Origin of the sequence: Streptomyces sp. NBC_01012 (genome assembly GCF_045162755.1) — a bacterium.
Taxonomy (GTDB): Bacteria; Actinomycetota; Actinomycetes; order Streptomycetales; family Streptomycetaceae; genus Streptomyces.
Map to the genome: position 1 here is coordinate 6,173,607 of NZ_CP108688.1, position 16,960 is coordinate 6,190,566.

A 16,960-nucleotide genomic window follows, 5' to 3' on the forward strand; every position below is an offset into this window, starting at 1 on the left:
GCTGTCAGGACTTTACGGCGCCGGAGAGCAGGTCGAGGCTCCAGAACCGCTGGATCACCAGGAACAGCGCGATCAGCGGGACGATCGCCAGCAGCGCTCCGGTGATGACCAGGGTGTAGAGCGCCGGGGTGTTCGAACCCTGTTGGAGCAGCGTGTAGAGCCCCAGGGTCACCGGGAACTTCTCGTCGTCACCGAGCATGATGTAGGGCAGCAGGAAGTTGTTCCAGACCGCCACGAACTGGAACAGGAACACCGTCACCAGACCCGGCAGCATCATCGGCAGCGCGATGGTCCGGAAGATCCGCCACTCGCCGCCGCCGTCCATCCGTCCCGCCTCGATCACATCGGCCGGTACGGCGGCCGCCGCGTAGATCCGGGCGAGGTAGACACCGTACGGGGAGAGGATCAGCGGCAGCAGGACCGAGAGGTAGGAGTCGGTCATGTCGGCCTCGGCCAGCAGCAGGTACTGCGGTACGGCCAGGATCACCGGAGGCATCAGGACCCCGGCGAGCAGGATGTTGAAGACGGTCTCCTTGCCGCGGAAGCGGTACACGGCCAGCGCGTACCCCGAGACCGCGGACACGGCGGTGGACAGCAGGGCGCCCACCCCGGCGTAGAAGGCCGAGTTGGCCATCCATTTCCAGTACACCCCGTCGCGGTACTCCGTGAGGTCGGCGACGTTGTCGGCGAAACCGGAGCCGGGCAGGAAGGTGAAGGTCGAGAACAGCTCGCTGCCGGACTTCGTCGACGCGACCAGCACCCAGAGGACGGGCAGCAGGCAGTACACGGCACCGAGGAGCAGCGCGGCCGTGGGGACGAGGGGGAGACGCCGGCGCCCGGGGGCGGCGAGTGGCTGGGTGCTCATCGGGAGTCCCCCTGCTTCGTACGGGAGTTGGCCGCCTTGAGGAAGCCGAAGGACAGGGCGAGGGTGGCGACGGCGATGATGACGGCCTGGGCGGCCGCCGCGTGGATGTCGTTGTTGACGAAGGCGTCCTGGTAGACCTTCATCAGCGGACTCCAGGTGGTGGAGAGCGAGTTGGTGAGGGGCTTCAGGGTGGTGGGCTCGCTGAACACCTGGAGCGTCGCGATGATCGAGAAGAAGAAGGTCAGGATCAGCGAGGGCAGCACCATCGGGATCTTGATCCGCAGCGCGATCTGGAGCTGGGAGCAGCCGTCGATCCGTGCGGCCTCGAAGATCTCGGCGGGGATCGCCCGCAGCGACGTGTAGATCACGATCATGTTGAAGCCGGTGCCGCCCCACACCGCGATGTTGGCCAGCGAGAGGTACAGCGGCCCGCCGTCCAGCAGATCGGGCCGCGGAAGCCCCAGCGCGTCGAGCACGTACAGGAAGGGGCTGACGTCGGGCAGATACAGAAAGCCCCACATCAGCGCGGCGATGACGCCGGGGATCGCGTACGGCAGGAAGATCGCCAGCCGGCTGAAGCCGCGTGCCCTGAGCCCGTCGGTGTCCAGCAGCAGGGCGAACAGCAGGGCCAGGCCGAGCATCACCGGGACGACGATCGCGCCGTAGCCGAGGATGCGCAGCGCTCCGTGCAGCAGCTCCGAGTCGGTGAGGGCGTCGGTGTAGTTGGAGAGACCGGCCCAGATCTCGTCGCGGGCGCCCTTGCCGAGGCCGAGTCCCTTGACCTCGGTCCTGCGGAAGCTCAGGTAGACGGCGTAGCCGATCGGCAGGGCGAAGAAGAGCAGGAAGAGGACGGTGGCGGGGACCAGGAAGGCGTACGGGGCGCTCCTGACCCCCTGCGCCTTCCGGCGGGGTGTACGTGTCACTCCGAGACTCCGAAGCCCTGCTTCTTCAGGTCCGCGACGGTGGCGTCCTGCATGGCGGTCAGCGCGGGGCCGAAGTCCGACTTGTTCTTGGCCGCGGCGGCGAAGTTGTCCTTGAAGGCGCTGTACGCGACGTTGACGTTCGGACCCCAGGCGGCCGGGGCCGTGCCCTGGGCGATCTTGGCGGCCTCGGTGTAGAAGTCGGGCTGGTTGGAGAAGTAGTCCGGTGCCTTCGCGAGCGCGTCACCGGTCTGGGCGGCCGTGGCGGCGGGGTAGATGCCGCCCTCCTTCACCAGTGCGGCCAGCGCCGCGGGGTCGGTGTTCAGCCACTTGGCGAAGGTCGCGGCCGCCTTCTTGTTCTTCGAGTCGTTGGTGACCGCCGTGGAGGAGCCACCCCAGCTGCCGGTGACGTTGTCGCCGGCCGTCCACTGGGGGAGCGGCGCCATGGCCCACTTGCCCTTCGTCTCGGGCGCGGCCGTGGTCAGGGTGCCCGGCGCCCAGACGGCGCTGACCCAGGCGACCTGCTTGCCGGTGTTGAGCGCCTTGTTCCAGGCCGGGGTGTACATCGGCTGGTTGTCGATGGCCCCCTCCTTGACCAGGCCGCCCCAGAAGTCGGCGACCTTCTGCGTGGCCGGGTCGTCGATGGCGACCTTCCACTTGTCGCCGCCGGTGGTCCACCACTTGGCGCCGGCCTGCTGGGCGAGGCCCGCGAAGAGGCCCGAGTCGTTGGAGGAGAAGGTGGTGAGGTCCTTGTCCGGCGCCTTCTTCTTCAGCGCGCGGGCCGTATCGGCGAACTCGTCCCAGGTGGTGGGCACGGTCAGGCCGTACTTCTTGAAGAGGTCCTGGCGGTAGTAGAACATCAGCGGGCCCGAGTCCTGCGGCAGGGCGTACAGGGCGTCGGAGCCCAGCGTCGTCTGCTGCCAGATCCCGTCGGCGAACTGGCTCTTCGTGTCGCCCGCCTCGTCGGATATGTCGGCGAGCACGTCGTTGGAGACCAGGGTGGGGAGCGCCTGGTACTCGGCCTGGACCAGGTCGGGGGCCTTGTGGGCCTTCGCCGCCGTGATGATCTTGGTGACCAGGTCGTCGCCCGAAGCCTGCTTCTTCACCGTGACGGTGATGCCTGCCTCCTTGCCGGGGCCCTTGTTCCAGATGTCCGCGACCTTGTCCAGGCCGGGCGCCCACGCCCAGTAGGTCAGCGAGGCGGGTCCCGAAGCGGCGGGCTCGTCGCCCCCGTCGTCCGACGAACCGCAGCCCGAGAGCAGGGCGGTGGCGGCGAGAGCTGCGGCGGTGGACACCGCGACGGTGCGGTATTTCATGGGTTTCTCCCCTGACGAGACGAACAGACGCTTCGACGGACCGGCCGGAAGGCGCTGTGAGCGTTCACAGTAGAGAAACGAAACCGACACTTGTCAATGGTTGTTGCTGTGCGGTTATGTTGGCCCTGCGCCGCCGAGAGTGTGTGTGCACGTTCCCAGAAATTGCCCCGAAGAGCCAGGAGCTGTCCATGCCGCACTCAGAATCCGCGCCGTACCCGGTCGGCCTGCGCAAGCTGGCCTTCGGCGGCGACTACAACCCGGAGCAGTGGCCCGAGGAGGTCTGGCACGAGGACGTCCGCCTGATGCGGGAAGCCGGTGTGACCATGGTCAGCGTCGGGATCTTCTCCTGGGCCCTGCTGGAACCCGAACCGGGCGTCCATGACTTCGGCTGGCTCGACCGTCTCCTGGACCTGCTGCACGTCAACGGCATCCGCGCCGACCTCGGCACCCCCACCGTCGCCCCGCCGGCCTGGTTCTACCGCGCCCACCCCGAAGCCCTGCCGGTCACCCCGGACGGGGTCCGCCTCGCCTTCGGCTCACGCGGCGCCATCTGCCACAGCTCGCCCGCCTACCGTGCGGCGGCGGCCGACATCACCGAACAACTCGCCCGCCGCTACGCCAACCACCCCGCCCTCGCGATGTGGCACGTCCACAACGAGTACGGCGTCCCCGTCAGCGCCTGCTACTGCGACACCTGTGGCGCGCACTTCCGCCGCTGGCTCACCGCCCGTCACGGCTCCGTCGAAGCGGTCAACGAGGCCTGGGGCACCGCCTTCTGGGGCCAGCGCTACCGCACCCTCGACGACATCGAACCGCCCCGCACCACCCCGACCGTCGGCAATCCCGCGCAGCAGCTGGACTACGCCCGCTTCGCCGACGCCACCATGCGGGAGAACTTCACGGCCGAACGCGACATCCTGCACCGGCTCGCCCCCGGCATCCCCGTCACCACGAACTTCATGACGGCCCTCAGCCAGTGCGAGTCCGTCGACTACTGGGCCTGGGGCCGCGAGGTCGACATCGTCTCCAACGACCACTACCTGATCACGGACGGCCGCCGCACCCACGTCAACCTCGCCATGGCCGCCGACCTCACCCGCTCCGTGGCGGGCGGCGCGCCCTGGCTGCTCCTCGAACACTCCACCAGCGGCGTCAACTGGCAGCCACGCAACCCCGCCAAGCGCCCCGGTGAGATGGCCCGCAACAGCCTCGCCCATGTCGCCCGGGGGTCCGAAGGCGCGATGTTCTTCCAGTGGCGGCAGTCCAGGCGGGGCGCCGAGAAGTTCCACTCCGCGATGGTCCCGCACGCCGGAACCGACTCACGGATCTGGCGCGAGGTGAGCGCGCTCGGCGCCGGTATCGGCCGGCTCGACGGCATCAGGGGCACCCGTACCGTCGCCGATGTGGCGGTGCTCTGGGACTGGGAGTCCTGGTGGGCGCAGCGCCTGGAGTGGCGTCCGAGCGAGCAGCACGACGCCCGCGAGCGCGCGGACGCCTTCTACGCCTCGCTCTACGACCAGCACCTCACCGTCGACTTCGCCCACCCGGACGCCGACCTCTCCGGCTACCCGCTGGTCGTCGTACCCGCCCTCTACCTCACCACCGAGGAGAGCGGCCGCAATCTGCGCCGGTACGTCGAGAACGGCGGCACCCTCGTCGTCTCGTACTTCTCCGGCATCGTCGACGCCGACGACGCGGTGCACCCCGGCGCCTACCCCGGCCCGCTGCGGGACGTACTCGGCCTGACCGTCGAGGAGTTCTCCCCGCTCGGCGAGGGCGGGACCGTCCGGCTGATCACCCCCGAGGGCGCCCCCGAAGGCCCCGAGCTGACCGGTGACCTCTGGTCGGACGTGGTGATCCCGCGCGGCGCCGAGACCCTCTGGGCGTACGCCGACGGCATCCCGGCCGGCCGGCCCGCCGTCACCCGCAACCGGCTCGGCGAGGGCGCCGCCTGGTACCTCTCCACCCGGCTCTCCGGGCCCGCCCTGGACGCCGTCCTCTCACGTGCCGCCGCCGAAGCGGGCATCGAGCCCCGCACGGCCCTGCCGTACGACGTCGAGGTGGTGCGCCGCGCCGGAGAGACCGGCAGCTACCTCTTCGTGATCAACCACAGCGACACCGACGCCGATGTGGCGCTGGACGCCCCCGGCACCGAACTCCTCACCGGTGAGCCCGCCGTGGACAAGCTCGCCGTACCGGCGGGCGAGGTCCGCGTCGTGCACGCCGGCTGAGGTACCGCGAAGGCCCGCACAACTGTCGAAGGGACATCGACGATGTACGGAACGAAGCACACCCGGGCGGGAGCCGCCGCAGCGGTGGCCGCACTGTCCGGCCTCACGTTCGCCGCGCTCCCCGCCCAGAGCGCCCAGGCGGCCACCGCCGCCGTCAACACCGGTTTCGAGGCGGGCGCGACCGGCTGGTCGACGCACTCGGCCGACGGGCAGGACGCCGCCTCCTTCACCGAGGCGGGCGGCCACGGCGGCAGCACCCGGCTCAGCCACTGGTCGGAATCGGCGTACCAGGTCGAGACCTACCAGCGGCTCACCGGCCTCACCGACGGCACGTACACCCTCAGCGCCTGGGTACGCTCCGGCGGCGGCCAGAACTCCGCCTCCATAGGCCTGCGCGACTGCGGCTCCGCGGAACGGCGCACCGACCTGCCGCCCACCGTGGACGGCGACTGGGTCCGGATCGTCACCTCGGTACGGGTGACCGGCGGGGCCTGCACGATCAGCCTCAGCTCCGAGGCCCACGCGGGGGAGTGGGCCAACTTCGACGACCTCACGTTCACCCCCGGATCCACCGGGCTGAGCGTCAGGGGCGGTGACCTCTCCACCCTCCCGAAGAACGAGGCGTACGGCGCGACGTACACCGACGCGAGCGGCGCCGCCGGGGACGCCATGAGCATCCTCGGCGCCGCGGGGATGAACTACGTACGCCTCAAGGTCTGGGTCGACCCCGCGGACGGCTACAACGACCAGGCGCATGTCCTGGCCATGGCCGAGCGGGCCAAGGCCCTCGGCATGAAGATCCTGATCGACTTCCACTACTCCGACGCCTGGGCCGACCCCGGCAAGCAGAACAAGCCCGCCGCCTGGGCCGGGCACGACTACGCCCAGCTCCGTGCCGACGTCCACGACCACACGTACGACGTGCTGAACGCGCTCAAGGCACAGGGCACCACGGCCGACATGGTGCAGATCGGCAACGAGATCAACGGCGGGATGCTCCGGCCCGAGGGCTCCACCGACAACTGGTCCCAGCTGGCCGGCCTGCTCACCTCGGGGGCGCAGGCCGCGAAGGAGGTCTCCTCCACCACCCAGGTGGCGCTGCACCTCGCGGAGGGCGGCGACAACGAGGGCACCCGCTGGTGGTTCGACAACGCGGTGGCCCAGCAGGTGCCCTTCGACGTCATCGCCCTGTCGTACTACGCCTACTGGCACGGCTCGCTGGCCGAACTCCAGACCAACCTGGACGACGCCGCGTCCCGCTACGGCAAGCCGGTCCTGGTCGCCGAGACGGCGTACGCCCATACGCTCGACAACGCCGACGGCCTGGAGAACAACGTCGCCACCGCCGACCAGCTGGTCGACGGCTACCCGGCGACGCCCGAGGGCCAGGCGGCGAATCTCCGCGACGTCATGAACGTCGTCGAGGCCGTCCCGGACAACCGGGGCCTCGGCGCCGTGTACTGGGAGCCGGCCTGGACCGCCGTGAAGGGCAGCGGCTGGGACCCGGCCGACCCGGCGTCGGGCAACGCCTGGGAGAACCAGGCGGTCTTCGACTACGACGGCAAGCTTCTGCCGGCGGCGAACTGGTTCGCCGAGCGGTAGACGGCCCGTCCGGGGCCGTGTGCGGCTCACCGGGCCGGCGGCGCGCCGTGCCACTTCCACGCGGTGAGGCGGTCGCGGCCCGGCAGATCCGCGCGGCCGGTGGACCACAGCAGGACGGTCCACCGGTCCTCGTCGTCCGGGGCGTCGGGGAAGAGCCGGGCCAGTACGCGGTCGCAGAGGTCACGGGGCGGGGTCCAGGAGAGCGAAAGGCCGGCGGCGACGTCATGGGTGTGCACCAGGGTCTCGACGACGCCCATCGCGGCGAAGCCCTCCGGGTCGGAGACGCCGTAGGAGTGGTAGGAGCGGAGGGCGGGGGACGCCGTCCGTACCATCGCGGCCAGGAGGGCGCCGCTCGCCTCCAGGGTCTGGAGCAGGCCGGCCGTTCCCGCCTCCGGGTTCGCGAAGACCGAGTTCCGGGGGCCGCCCTCGCGGTCGGCGCGCCAGCGGTAGGGGACCTCGCTCTCCAGCGGGGGCGTGCGCGGGCCCAGCTGGACGGCGTACGCGAAGAGATCGTCGCCGAGGTGCTCCACGGTCTCCCAGCAGTCCCAGGTCAACGACCCGGCCGGGATGTGCCAGTCGGCCTCGGGGGACGTCGCGAGGGTGTCGGCCGCGAGGCGTACCGCGAGCGTCACGTCGTCGGCGGTGACGGGCAGCCTGGTGCCGGTCAGTGCGGCGCGCTCCGCAGCGCCGCACTCCACGCAGAACTCGTTGCCCTCGGGATCCGCCAGGGTCGCCCAGCCCCGCCCGTTCGGCTTGCGGTGGTCGGCGACGAGTGTCGCGCCGAGAGCGAGCAGCCGCTCGACCTCCGCGTCGCGGGTGCGGTCCTCCGGCCTGATGTCCAGATGGACGCGGTTCTTGGCACGCTTGGGTTCGGGCACCGTGACGAAGAGCAGCGCCGCCCCCGGGGTCTCCACGAGCGCCTCGGGATCGCCGGGGGCGTCGTCGTCCGACAGAGGCGCGCCGAGCACCTCGGACCAGAAGAGGGCCAGCCTGTAGGCGTCGGCACAGTCGATGGTGATGTGCTGTACGAGGGAGGTCATGGGGGACACCCTTCCGGCACGGGGCACCACGGTCCAGCGAGTTGTTCCCCGCCGCCCCGGCCGGGTCCGGACGCATCCTGCCCGGCTCCGGGCACCCGGAGCACCGGACGCGGAAGAGGCGGGACGCGCGATGCGTCCCGCCCCACCTGAGTGTCGTACGTGTCTACTTCACCGGGGTGAAGTCACGCGCCCCGATGAACTCGGGCCGGCGGATCGGAGCCGAGAACGGCTCCTGGGCCGGGTTGTCCACGCTGTTGAACACGATGAACACGTTGCTGCGTGCGTACGGGGTGATGTTGTCGCCCGACCCGTGCATGGCGTTGCAGTCGAACCAGGTCGCCGAACCGGCCTTGCCCGTGAAGAGCTTGATGCCGTGCCGGTCGGCCATCTTCGTCAGCGCCTCGTTCGACGGGATGCCGGCGTCCTGCATCTGGAGGGACTTCTTGTAGTTGTCCTTCGGCGTCTCGCCCGCACAGCCGAGGAACGACTTGTGCGAACCGGGCATGATCATCAGCCCGCCGTTGGTGTCGAAGTTCTCCGTCAGCGCGACCGAGACGGACACGGTCCGCATGTTCGCCAGACCGTCCTCGGCGTGCCAGGTCTCGAAGTCCGAGTGCCAGTAGAAGCCCGACGCCCCGAATCCCGGCTTGACGTTGATCCGGGACTGGTGGACGTACACGTCCGAGCCGAGGATCTGGCGGGCCCGGCCCACCACACGCTCGTCGCTGACCAGCTTCGCGAAGACCTCACTGATCTTGTGGATCTCGAAGACGGACCGCACGCTCTGCGACTTCGGCTCGATGATCGAGCGCTCGTCGGCGCGGACGGCCGGGTCGGCGATCAGCCGTTCCAGCTCGGCCTGGTAGACGGTCACCTCGTCCGGCGTGATGAGCTGGTCGATGGCGAGGAAGCCGTCGTGTTCGAAGGACTGCAGGTCCTTCGCGGCGATCGGTCCCGGCGCGCCCGGCGCGGACCAGATGACCGGGTCCTGGCGGGGAGTGGTCATCTCGGCGGCGCCGCGCGAGGGGTACAGGTCGGCGCGTACATCGGTGGTCATGGTTCAGCCCTCCTCTGTCAGCAGCGGGTATGCACCGTTCTCGTCATGGTCCTCCCGTCCGGTGACGGGGGGATTGAAGACGCACACGCATCGGAAGTCGGTCTTGGGCCTCAGCGTGTGGTGCTCGTGCCCGTCCAGCAGGTACATCGTCCCGGGAGAGATCCAGTGCTTCTCGCCGGTCTCGTCGTTGGTGAGCTCGGCCTCGCCCTCGGTGCACAGAACGGCCTCGATGTGATTGGCATACCACATCGACGTCTCCGTGCCCGCGTACAGCACGGTCTCGTGCAGCGAGAAGCCCACCTTTTCCTTGGCGAGCACGATGCGCTTGGTCTCCCAGGTACCTGAAGCGGACTTCAGATGCCGGTCGGTGTTCTCGATGTCACTGAAAGATCGGACGATCACGGTGGGATGGTGCCTTTCTCTTCTGTCCTGCTCTTCGGTGCCTGCGCGGGGAGTGCCCCCGCTCAGGCGGTCTCGCGGACGGAACGGGCCAGCGTGCGCAGGCCCTCGTCCAGCTCTTCGGGGGTGACGGTCAGCGGCGGGAGCAGCTTCACGACCTCGGACTGCGGGCCGGAGGTCTCCAGCAGCAGGCCGAGCTCGAAGGCGCGTGCACAGACGGCGGAGGCACGCGCGGGCTCGCTGAACTCCAGGCCCCAGACCAGGCCACGACCACGGAACTGCGCGGTCGGCTCCTCGGCGCAGATCGCCAGCATCGTCTGCTCGACCTGCTCGCCGCGGGCCAGCGTCTGCTTCTCCATCTGGCCGTCGGCCCAGTAGGCGTCGAGCGTGGCGGCGGCGGTCACGAAGGCCGGGTTGTTGCCGCGGAACGTGCCGTTGTGCTCGCCCGGCTCCCAGATGTCCAGCTCGCCCTTGAAGAGGCAGAGCGACATCGGCAGGCCGTAGCCGCTGATGGACTTCGACAGCGTGACGATGTCCGGGACGATGCCGGCCTCCTCGAAGGAGAAGAAGCCGCCGGTACGGCCGCAGCCCATCTGGATGTCGTCGACGATCAGGAGCATGTCCTGGCGGTGGCACAGCTCCTGGAGCGCGCGCAGCCACGCGGCGCGGGCGATGTTGATGCCGCCCTCACCCTGCACGGTCTCCACGATCACGGCGGCGGGCTTGTTGAGGCCGGAGCCCTGGTCCTCCAGGAGCCGCTCGAACCAGAGGAAGTCGGGGACCGTGCCGTCGAAGTAGTTGTCGAACGGCATCGGGGTGCCGTGCACCAGCGGGATGCCGGCGCCGGCGCGCTTGAAGGCGTTGCCGGTCACGGCGAGCGAGCCGAGCGACATGCCGTGGAAGGCGTTGGTGAACGAGACGACGGACTCGCGGCCCTTGACCTTGCGGGCGAGCTTCAGCGCCGCCTCGACGGCGTTCGTGCCGGTCGGGCCGGGGAACATCACCTTGTAGGGCAGGTCACGGGGGCGCAGGATGACGTTCTCGAAGGTCTCGAGGAACGCTCGTTTGGCCGTCGTGGCCATGTCCAGGCCGTGGGTGATGCCGTCGCGCTCGATGTAGTCGATCAGCGCGCGTTTCAGCACCGGGTTGTTGTGGCCGTAGTTGAGTGATCCGGCACCGGCGAAGAAGTCGAGGTACGAGTGTCCGTCCTCGTCCGTCAGCCGGGCGCCCTGCGCGCGGTCGAAGACTGCGGGCCAACCGCGGCAGTAGCTCCGTACTTCCGACTCCAGGGTCTCGAAGACACTCAGGGCGGGCGGGGTGATGGTCACAGCTGATCTCCTGCTCGAGGGGGGTGTGACGGGCGGCGGGTCAGGCATGCCCGAGGAAGCCGCGCCCGGGCGGGGCGCGGGAGGGCGCTGAGAGGCCCTAGAACGGACCGATGCGGTAGAGGACCTCCGGCAGGTGCGTCGTCCCCTCGGGGAACAGCGCCCCCTCGAAGAGCACCTCGCGCTCCAGCGGCACGTCGTGCCGCTGCGCGAAGGACGTGAACAGCCGGTCGGAGGCGGTGTTGTCCGGGGTGACGGTCGTCTCGACCGATTCGAGGCCCTGGTCGGAGGCGACACGGGCGGTCAGCGCGTCCAGCAGCTCGGCCGCCAGTCCCTTGCCCCGATGTGCCTGGTCGACGGCTACCTGCCAGACGACGAGAGTCTCGGGGCGGTCGGGGCGGATGTATCCGGTCACGAAGGCGATCGGGTCGCCGTTCTCGTCGCGGGCGACCACGGAGGTCGCCGCGAAGTCACGACACCACAGCAGGTAGCTGTACGAGGAGTTGAGGTCCAGGACCTCGGAGTCGCGGGCTATGCGCCAGATCGCGGCTCCGTCCTCCACTCGCGGGGTGTCGATTCTGAGGAATTCGCTTCGGGCACTTGCAAAATCTGCTGGTGCGGCGGTCATGGGAATTGAATTTACCCAGCAAAAATCGAAATTGCATCGCCGTAGGGGGTTGGGTGAGCGTGCCCTTTGTGTTATCACGCGGGCGCGGGTCCGGCCCGATCGGGGGGAGATTTCGGTAAGTTTGTCCGGAATTTATCGACCATAACGGACGCGGTGTGTAGTCGGTCACATCCTCGTAACTCTCCTGACACCCGTTCGGATTGTATGGATCGGCCCACCGGAAACTGTGGTGTTTAGCCTTGGGGAACGGGGGAAGAAGAATGCGGGGAGCTGCTCCCGATAAAGCAGCCCCCCTTTTCGCGTGGATTAAATCGGACCGGTCGCGCGCAATTAATTCAGTTGTTCGGCCAGGTTTCCTCGACGGCTTCGCGGGCAGCGTTCCCATCGGTCCTGCGGCCCGCGTCGTCCAGCGCCTTGCCCAGGGCGGCCAGTGAGGACAGCACCGCGTCCCTGCTCGCGTCCACGCCGTAGTGGTTGACCCGGATCATCTCCTTGGCCAGCGCCCCGCCGCCCGCGATCAACGGCAGCGAGGAGTCGGCCGCGAGTGCCCGCCCGACCAGCGCCGTGGCGTCGAGATCCGCCGGCACACGCAGGGTCGTGGCCACCGGAGCCGCGTCGCGGGCGTCGTGGACGTACGGTTCGATCCCGCCGCCGAGCGCCGTGGCGCCCGCGCGGGTGGCCGCGGCCGCCGACGCGTGGCGCGCCATGACGGCATCGAGGCCGTCCGCCTCGATCCGGTCCAGACAGGCGTCCAGCGCCAGCATCTCCAGCTGGGCGGGCGCGTGCGGCAGCGCCCTGCGGCCCCCGTCGATCCAGCGGGCCTTCCAGTCCAGCAGCGAGAGGTACGACTGGCGCGGCGCCCGCGGGTTGGCGGCCATCCGCTCCCACGCCCGCGCGCTCACCGACACCGCGGAGACCCCGGCCGGGCCGCCCATGGCCTTCTGCGCGCCGATGACGCACAGGTCCACCCCCCAGGCGTCCACCAGCAGCGGCTCCGCGCCCACCGACGCGACGGCGTCCACCATGAACAGCGCGCCGTGCGCCCGGACCACCTCGCCGATCTCGGCGACCGGGTTGGTGTTCCCGGTCGCGGCCTCGGCGTGCACGAGCGACACGAAGTCGGTCTCCGGGTGCTCGGCGAGCGCGCGGGCGACCTGCTCGGCGGTGACCGCGGTGTGGAAGGGCACCGTGAGGTCGACGACCTCCGCCCCGCAGTCACGCAGCCAGTTGCCGAAGGTCTGGCCGTACGGCCCCGTGACGACGTTCAGCGCGGTCGAACCGGGCCTGGCGCCGCCCCGGATACAGCCTTCGAGCGGCAGCAGCGCCTCGCCCTGCATGATGACGACGTCCTGCTCGGTGCCGAGGAGGCCGGCCACCCGTCGCTCGATCGTCGCGAAACGGGCGGCGGTGAGCGGGGCGAGGTCGAGGAACGGGTGTGTCACGGTGCTGCTCTCTTCGGGTAGGCCGGTGCGCGGTCAGCGCTCGCCGTCGAGGGTACCCAGCACTCCCCGGGCCCCCGGGGGCCCTCGTACAGTGCTGCCCATGAGTGATCACGAGGTGGCGCCGGTGCTGCGGATCAAGGGGCGGGTACTCGTCGGACCCGACGAGGTGCGGGACGGACTCTGGGCGGTCGACGGACGGATCACCTACGAGAGGCCGCCGGGCGCCGACGACGCCGTGACGCTCACCGGATGGGTGCTGCCCGGCCTCGTCGACGCGCACTGCCATGTGGGGCTCGACCACCAGGGGCCCGTGGACGCGGCGACCGCGGAGAAGCAGGCGCTCACCGACCGGGAGGCCGGCGCGCTGCTCATCAGGGACGCCGGATCGCCCTCCGACACCCGGTGGACGGACGAGCGCGAGGATCTGCCGAAGATCATCAGGGCGGGGCGGCACATCGCGAGGACGCGTCGCTACATCCGTAACTTCGCCCATGAGATCGAGCCCGGCGACCTCGTCGCCTACGTCGCCCAGGAGGCGCGGCGCGGCGACGGCTGGGTGAAGCTCGTGGGCGACTGGATCGACCGGGACGCGGGGGATCTGGCCGCCTGCTGGCCGCGCGGCGAGGTCGAGGCCGCCATCGCCGAGGCGCACCGGCTCGGCGCCAGGGTCACCGCCCACTGCTTCGCCGAGGACTCGTTGCGGGACCTGGTGGAGGCCGGGATCGACTGCGTCGAGCACGCGACGGGGCTGACCGAGGACACCGTTCCGCTCTTCGCGGAGCGCGGGGTCGCCATCGTCCCGACCCTGGTCAACATCGCCACCTTCCCCCGCCTCGCGGCAGGGGGCGAGGAGAGGTACCCCCGCTGGGCGGCCCATATGCGACGGCTCCACGCGAGCCGCTACGACACGGTGCGCGCGGCGTACGACGCGGGGATCCCGGTCTTCACCGGCACGGACGCCGGCGGGTCGCTGGCCCACGGGCTGATCGCCGATGAGGTCGCCGAACTGGTGAAGGCGGGCATCCCGCCCATCGACGCCCTCTCCGCGACCGCATGGGGCGCACGGCGCTGGCTGGGCCGGCCGGCCCTGGAGGAGGGCGCCCCGGCGGACCTGGTGCTGTACGACGAGGACCCGAGGCAGGACGTACGGGTGCTGGCGTCCCCGCGCGCGGTGGTGCTCAACGGACGGGTGAGGGGCTGATCATCGGTCGCCCCGGCCACAGGCGCCGTGTTGACCGGCGGTGACCCAGGGCGCCGCCGGTCGTTGAAACACTTCTGTGTAGGCGCCCGGGATCCCCGACGGTGAGCTCCGGACGTGGTGAAACGGGTGATTCCGAGGAACTCCTGTGCCGCTGGATTCGAATGTGCACGCGGAAACCCCTCTTTGGGGTGAACTAGCGCTAGGTATCTGTCGGTTCACCCTCCGTGCGTAAAGATTCACGGGTCGAGGCCACCGGGGCCGGCGATGTCCCCCATTGGACGGCCCCGGTGGCTCCATGTCTCTTGTGGGGGTTCCACCACCTTGAACAGCAACACCTTCCGTTCGGCTGCCCTGGCGATCGCTGCCGCTCCCGTCGCACTGCTCGTCGCCGTCCCCGCGCACGCAGCCACCGCGACGGCCCCGGCCACCCCGGCCGGTGGCCACGGAAAGGCGAGCGCGGTCGTGCTCCGCGCCGGCCTCGACGTCTCGCTCCTGAACAAGTCGGTCCAGGTGCCGCTCAGGACCACGCTCAACGAGGTCCACGCACCGGCGAGCGCGGAAAAGACCGCGCTCACCGTGGAGCTCGACGGCGTCGACCAGGGCCGCCCCGTCCATGTGCTGAAGGCCGATGTCGCCACCGCCGACGCCACGGTGGACAAGCACAGGGCCGAGGGGCACAGCAATCTCGCCCGGGCCCGGGTGCATGTGCCGGGACTGCCGCTGCTCTCCCTGATCGAGGTCGAGAAGGTGACCTCCAAGGCCGTGTGCGAGGCGGGCCACAAGCCGGTCGCGGAGTCGAACGTGCTGGGGCATGTGACGGTACTCGGCAAGAAGACCACGCTCACCTCGGGCGGCACCACGAAGATCGAGGTGCCCGGCGTCGGTGATGTGACGCTCGACCTGTCGAAGACGGAGACGACGACACACACCGCGGCTGCGACGGCGCTCCAGCTGCGGGTGTCGGTGAACCCGCTGAAGCTGAACGTCGCAGAGGTGGAGGGAGAGGTCACGCTGGCCGAGGCGACGTGCGAGACGCCCCGGGGCGGCGGCGCGGGCGACGGCTCGGACGACAACGGCCCGGACGACAGCGGTTCCGGCAACGGCGGCTCGGACGCGGGCGGTTCGCACGGGAGCGGCTCGGGCGACGGCGGCTCCGACGGCAAGGCGGAGCCCGTCGACGTGAAGCCCCAGACCGGTTCCGACCCGGTCCAGGCCTCCGACGACCTCGCCGAGACCGGATCCAGCTCCTCGACCCCGTACATCGCGGGTGCCGCCGCCGTCCTGCTGGCAGCGGGCGCCGGCGCCACGGTCCTCGCCCGCAGGCGTGCCCGCGACTGATCAGCCTCGGCGGAGAGCGGAGAGCGGAGAGCGGAGAGCGGTGACCGCGTCGCGGAGCACCGCTCTCCGTACCCGGGGGCCCGTCAGCCGACGGGTCTGCGGGGCAGTCCCTGGAGGGCCAGGTCGAGCGCCTGGAGGAACCTGTTGGTCGTCACACGGTCGCGCACGGCCAGCCGCAGCCACTCGCTGCCGAGACCGGGAAACGTGTCCCCGCGCCGCGCCGCGAATCCGCGTGAGCGGAGCAGACCCCGTACCTCGTCCGCCCGCTCCAGCCGCAGCAGCACGAACGGCGCGGCGGCCGGCTCGACCACCTGGACCTCCCCGAACTCCGCGAGTCCGGCCAGCAGATGCGCCCGGTCCACCGTGATCCGGTCCGCGGCGTCGGCCGCCTCCACCAGCGCGCGCGGCTCCATGCATGCCTCGGCCGCGGCCAGCGCGGGGGACGACACCGGCCACAGCGGCTGCGCCTCCTGCAACAGGGCCACTGTCGCCGGCTCGGCCACCACATAGCCGATCCGCAGCCCCGCAAGACCCCAGGTCTTCGTCAGGCTCCGCAGCACCACGAGACCGGGCACATCCGTGCGCTCGCACAGCGCCTCACGCTCACCCGGTACGGCGTCCATGAACGCCTCGTCGACCACCAGCGTCCGCCCGGGTCTGGCCAGTTGCTCCAGGACCCGCGCCGGGTGCAGCACGGACGTCGGGTTGGTCGGGTTGCCGACCACCACCAGATCCGCGTCGTCGGGCACCGCCGCCGGATCCAGCCGGAAGCCGTCCTCCGGGCGCAGCAGCACCCGGCGCACCTCGTGCCCCGCCGCCCGCAGGGCCGCCTCGGGCTCGGTGAACTGCGGGTGCACGACGACCGGCCGCCGTGGGGGCAGCGCCCGTGCGATCAGTACGAAGGCCTCGGCGGCGCCCGCTGTGAGCAGAACCCTTTCCTCAGGCAGCCCATGACGTCCGGCGACCGCGGTCCGCGCCTGCCGCCCGTCCGGGTACGCGGCCAGCGACCCCAGCGACCCGGCTATCCGCTCCCGCAGCCAGTCGGGGGGCGTGTTGGTCCGTACGTTGACCGCGAGGTCGGTCAGGTCCTGGCCGCGTACTTCCGCGTCGCCGTGGTGCCGCAGATCGGGCCCGGCGCTCTCGATGTGCTTCGTGGGGGGCAGCATGGCAGTAATGGTGAACGGCTCGGCGCCATTCGTCGATGCCGTGGGACGGTCCTGTGGTCTCCGGCGCGCCACCGCGCAGGTCGCCGAAGCCGATTTCCGCTTGGGTACCAGCAGTTCACCGGCGTCCACGAGCGCCGCCGCCTCCGCGACCGATCCGGTGGACACGGCCCTGCGGACCGCCTCCGACGGGCCGGGAACGCCGACCTCGGCCAGCACCTCGGCCGAGTAGGAGCGCACGGGCACGCCGAGGCGCGCCGCCGCGCCGACGATGCCCGGCTCCCGCGCCCTGGTGTCGAGGGTGGCCAGTTCGGTCACCTCACCGGCCTCGGGTCCCGCCTCGTCGAGCGTCCTGCGGATCAGCTCGGACACCTCGTCGGCCCGGACGCCGCGACGGGCACCGACGCCGACGACCAGCGCGGCCCGGGTCATG

At 70.5% G+C, this 16,960-nt stretch carries 14 protein-coding genes; 4 read left to right on the forward strand and 10 right to left on the reverse strand.

Going from position 1 to position 16,960, the window contains the following annotated elements:
• Window positions 1-4: 4 nt before the first annotated feature.
• From OG623_RS27750 to OG623_RS27760, 3 genes are read right to left on the reverse strand one after another with little or no spacing between them, the layout of a single operon-like run.
• Complete coding sequence (locus OG623_RS27750) at window positions 5-865, reverse strand: carbohydrate ABC transporter permease (protein WP_406150160.1); 861 nt, start codon at window positions 863-865, stop codon at window positions 5-7.
• Window positions 862-1,788 carry a carbohydrate ABC transporter permease gene (locus OG623_RS27755; protein WP_406150162.1) on the reverse strand — a complete coding sequence of 309 codons (927 nt, stop codon included), beginning with the start codon at window positions 1,786-1,788 and terminating at the stop codon, window positions 862-864. The genes OG623_RS27750 and OG623_RS27755 overlap by 4 nt, the downstream gene beginning before the upstream one ends.
• Window positions 1,785-3,101, reverse strand: a complete 1,317-nt coding sequence (locus tag OG623_RS27760) for an extracellular solute-binding protein (RefSeq protein ID WP_406150163.1) — start codon at window positions 3,099-3,101, stop codon at window positions 1,785-1,787. The genes OG623_RS27755 and OG623_RS27760 overlap by 4 nt, the downstream gene beginning before the upstream one ends.
• A 188-nt stretch (window positions 3,102-3,289) precedes the next feature.
• On the opposite strand from OG623_RS27760, the gene OG623_RS27765 reads away from it, so the two are divergent.
• Together OG623_RS27765 and OG623_RS27770 are read left to right on the forward strand one after the other, a co-directional pair.
• Window positions 3,290-5,332 (forward strand): beta-galactosidase, encoded by a 2,043-nt coding sequence (locus OG623_RS27765; RefSeq protein ID WP_406150164.1) that lies wholly within the window; start codon window positions 3,290-3,292, stop codon window positions 5,330-5,332.
• 42 nt (window positions 5,333-5,374) lie between these two features.
• The gene (locus tag OG623_RS27770) at window positions 5,375-6,934 is read left to right on the forward strand and encodes an arabinogalactan endo-beta-1,4-galactanase (protein WP_406150166.1); all 1,560 of its coding nucleotides are present in this window, start codon (window positions 5,375-5,377) and stop codon (window positions 6,932-6,934) included.
• Between the two features lie 26 nt (window positions 6,935-6,960).
• Here OG623_RS27770 and OG623_RS27775 read toward each other — a convergent pair whose 3' ends face one another.
• The 6 genes from OG623_RS27775 to OG623_RS27800 form a co-directional block, all read right to left on the reverse strand.
• Window positions 6,961-7,974, reverse strand: a complete 1,014-nt coding sequence (locus OG623_RS27775) for a VOC family protein (protein WP_406150168.1) — start codon at window positions 7,972-7,974, stop codon at window positions 6,961-6,963.
• 163 nt (window positions 7,975-8,137) lie between these two features.
• On the reverse strand, window positions 8,138-9,031 hold the full coding sequence (gene thpD / locus OG623_RS27780; RefSeq protein WP_406150170.1) for an ectoine hydroxylase: 894 nt from the start codon (window positions 9,029-9,031) through the stop codon (window positions 8,138-8,140).
• A 3-nt stretch (window positions 9,032-9,034) separates the two neighbouring features.
• Window positions 9,035-9,433 (reverse strand): ectoine synthase, encoded by a 399-nt coding sequence (locus OG623_RS27785; RefSeq protein WP_406150172.1) that lies wholly within the window; start codon window positions 9,431-9,433, stop codon window positions 9,035-9,037.
• A 62-nt stretch (window positions 9,434-9,495) separates the two neighbouring features.
• Window positions 9,496-10,758, reverse strand: a complete 1,263-nt coding sequence (gene ectB / locus OG623_RS27790; RefSeq protein ID WP_406150174.1) for a diaminobutyrate--2-oxoglutarate transaminase — start codon at window positions 10,756-10,758, stop codon at window positions 9,496-9,498.
• A gap of 97 nt (window positions 10,759-10,855) precedes the next feature.
• Window positions 10,856-11,383 (reverse strand): diaminobutyrate acetyltransferase, encoded by a 528-nt coding sequence (gene ectA, locus OG623_RS27795; protein ID WP_406150175.1) that lies wholly within the window; start codon window positions 11,381-11,383, stop codon window positions 10,856-10,858.
• Window positions 11,384-11,718: 335 nt separating this feature from the next.
• Window positions 11,719-12,825 (reverse strand): pyridoxal-phosphate-dependent aminotransferase family protein, encoded by a 1,107-nt coding sequence (locus OG623_RS27800; RefSeq protein WP_406150177.1) that lies wholly within the window; start codon window positions 12,823-12,825, stop codon window positions 11,719-11,721.
• A gap of 100 nt (window positions 12,826-12,925) precedes the next feature.
• On the opposite strand from OG623_RS27800, the gene OG623_RS27805 reads away from it, so the two are divergent.
• Window positions 12,926-14,026, forward strand: a complete 1,101-nt coding sequence (locus OG623_RS27805; protein ID WP_406150178.1) for an amidohydrolase family protein — start codon at window positions 12,926-12,928, stop codon at window positions 14,024-14,026.
• A gap of 321 nt (window positions 14,027-14,347) precedes the next feature.
• Window positions 14,348-15,364, forward strand: coding sequence for an SCO1860 family LAETG-anchored protein (locus OG623_RS27810; RefSeq protein ID WP_406150180.1), 1,017 nt, complete (start codon window positions 14,348-14,350; stop codon window positions 15,362-15,364).
• Between the two features lie 83 nt (window positions 15,365-15,447).
• Here the strand turns inward: OG623_RS27810 and cobC are convergent, their stop codons facing one another.
• The gene (cobC, locus tag OG623_RS27815; RefSeq protein WP_406150181.1) at window positions 15,448-16,959 is read right to left on the reverse strand and encodes an Rv2231c family pyridoxal phosphate-dependent protein CobC; all 1,512 of its coding nucleotides are present in this window, start codon (window positions 16,957-16,959) and stop codon (window positions 15,448-15,450) included.
• Window position 16,960 lies beyond the last annotated feature (1 nt).

Coding starts and splice junctions, on each gene's coding strand:
- OG623_RS27760 (WP_406150163.1), bottom strand. CDS start 3,101: ATGAAATACCGCACCGTCGCGGTGTCCACCGCCGCAGCTCTCGCCGCC.
- OG623_RS27750 (WP_406150160.1), bottom strand. CDS start 865: ATGAGCACCCAGCCACTCGCCGCCCCCGGGCGCCGGCGTCTCCCCCTC.
- ectA (WP_406150175.1), bottom strand. CDS start 11,383: ATGACCGCCGCACCAGCAGATTTTGCAAGTGCCCGAAGCGAATTCCTC.
- OG623_RS27765 (WP_406150164.1), top strand. CDS start 3,290: ATGCCGCACTCAGAATCCGCGCCGTACCCGGTCGGCCTGCGCAAGCTG.
- OG623_RS27805 (WP_406150178.1), top strand. CDS start 12,926: ATGAGTGATCACGAGGTGGCGCCGGTGCTGCGGATCAAGGGGCGGGTA.
- cobC (WP_406150181.1), bottom strand. CDS start 16,959: ATGACCCGGGCCGCGCTGGTCGTCGGCGTCGGTGCCCGTCGCGGCGTC.
- thpD (WP_406150170.1), bottom strand. CDS start 9,031: ATGACCACCGATGTACGCGCCGACCTGTACCCCTCGCGCGGCGCCGCC.
- OG623_RS27770 (WP_406150166.1), top strand. CDS start 5,375: ATGTACGGAACGAAGCACACCCGGGCGGGAGCCGCCGCAGCGGTGGCC.
- OG623_RS27775 (WP_406150168.1), bottom strand. CDS start 7,974: ATGACCTCCCTCGTACAGCACATCACCATCGACTGTGCCGACGCCTAC.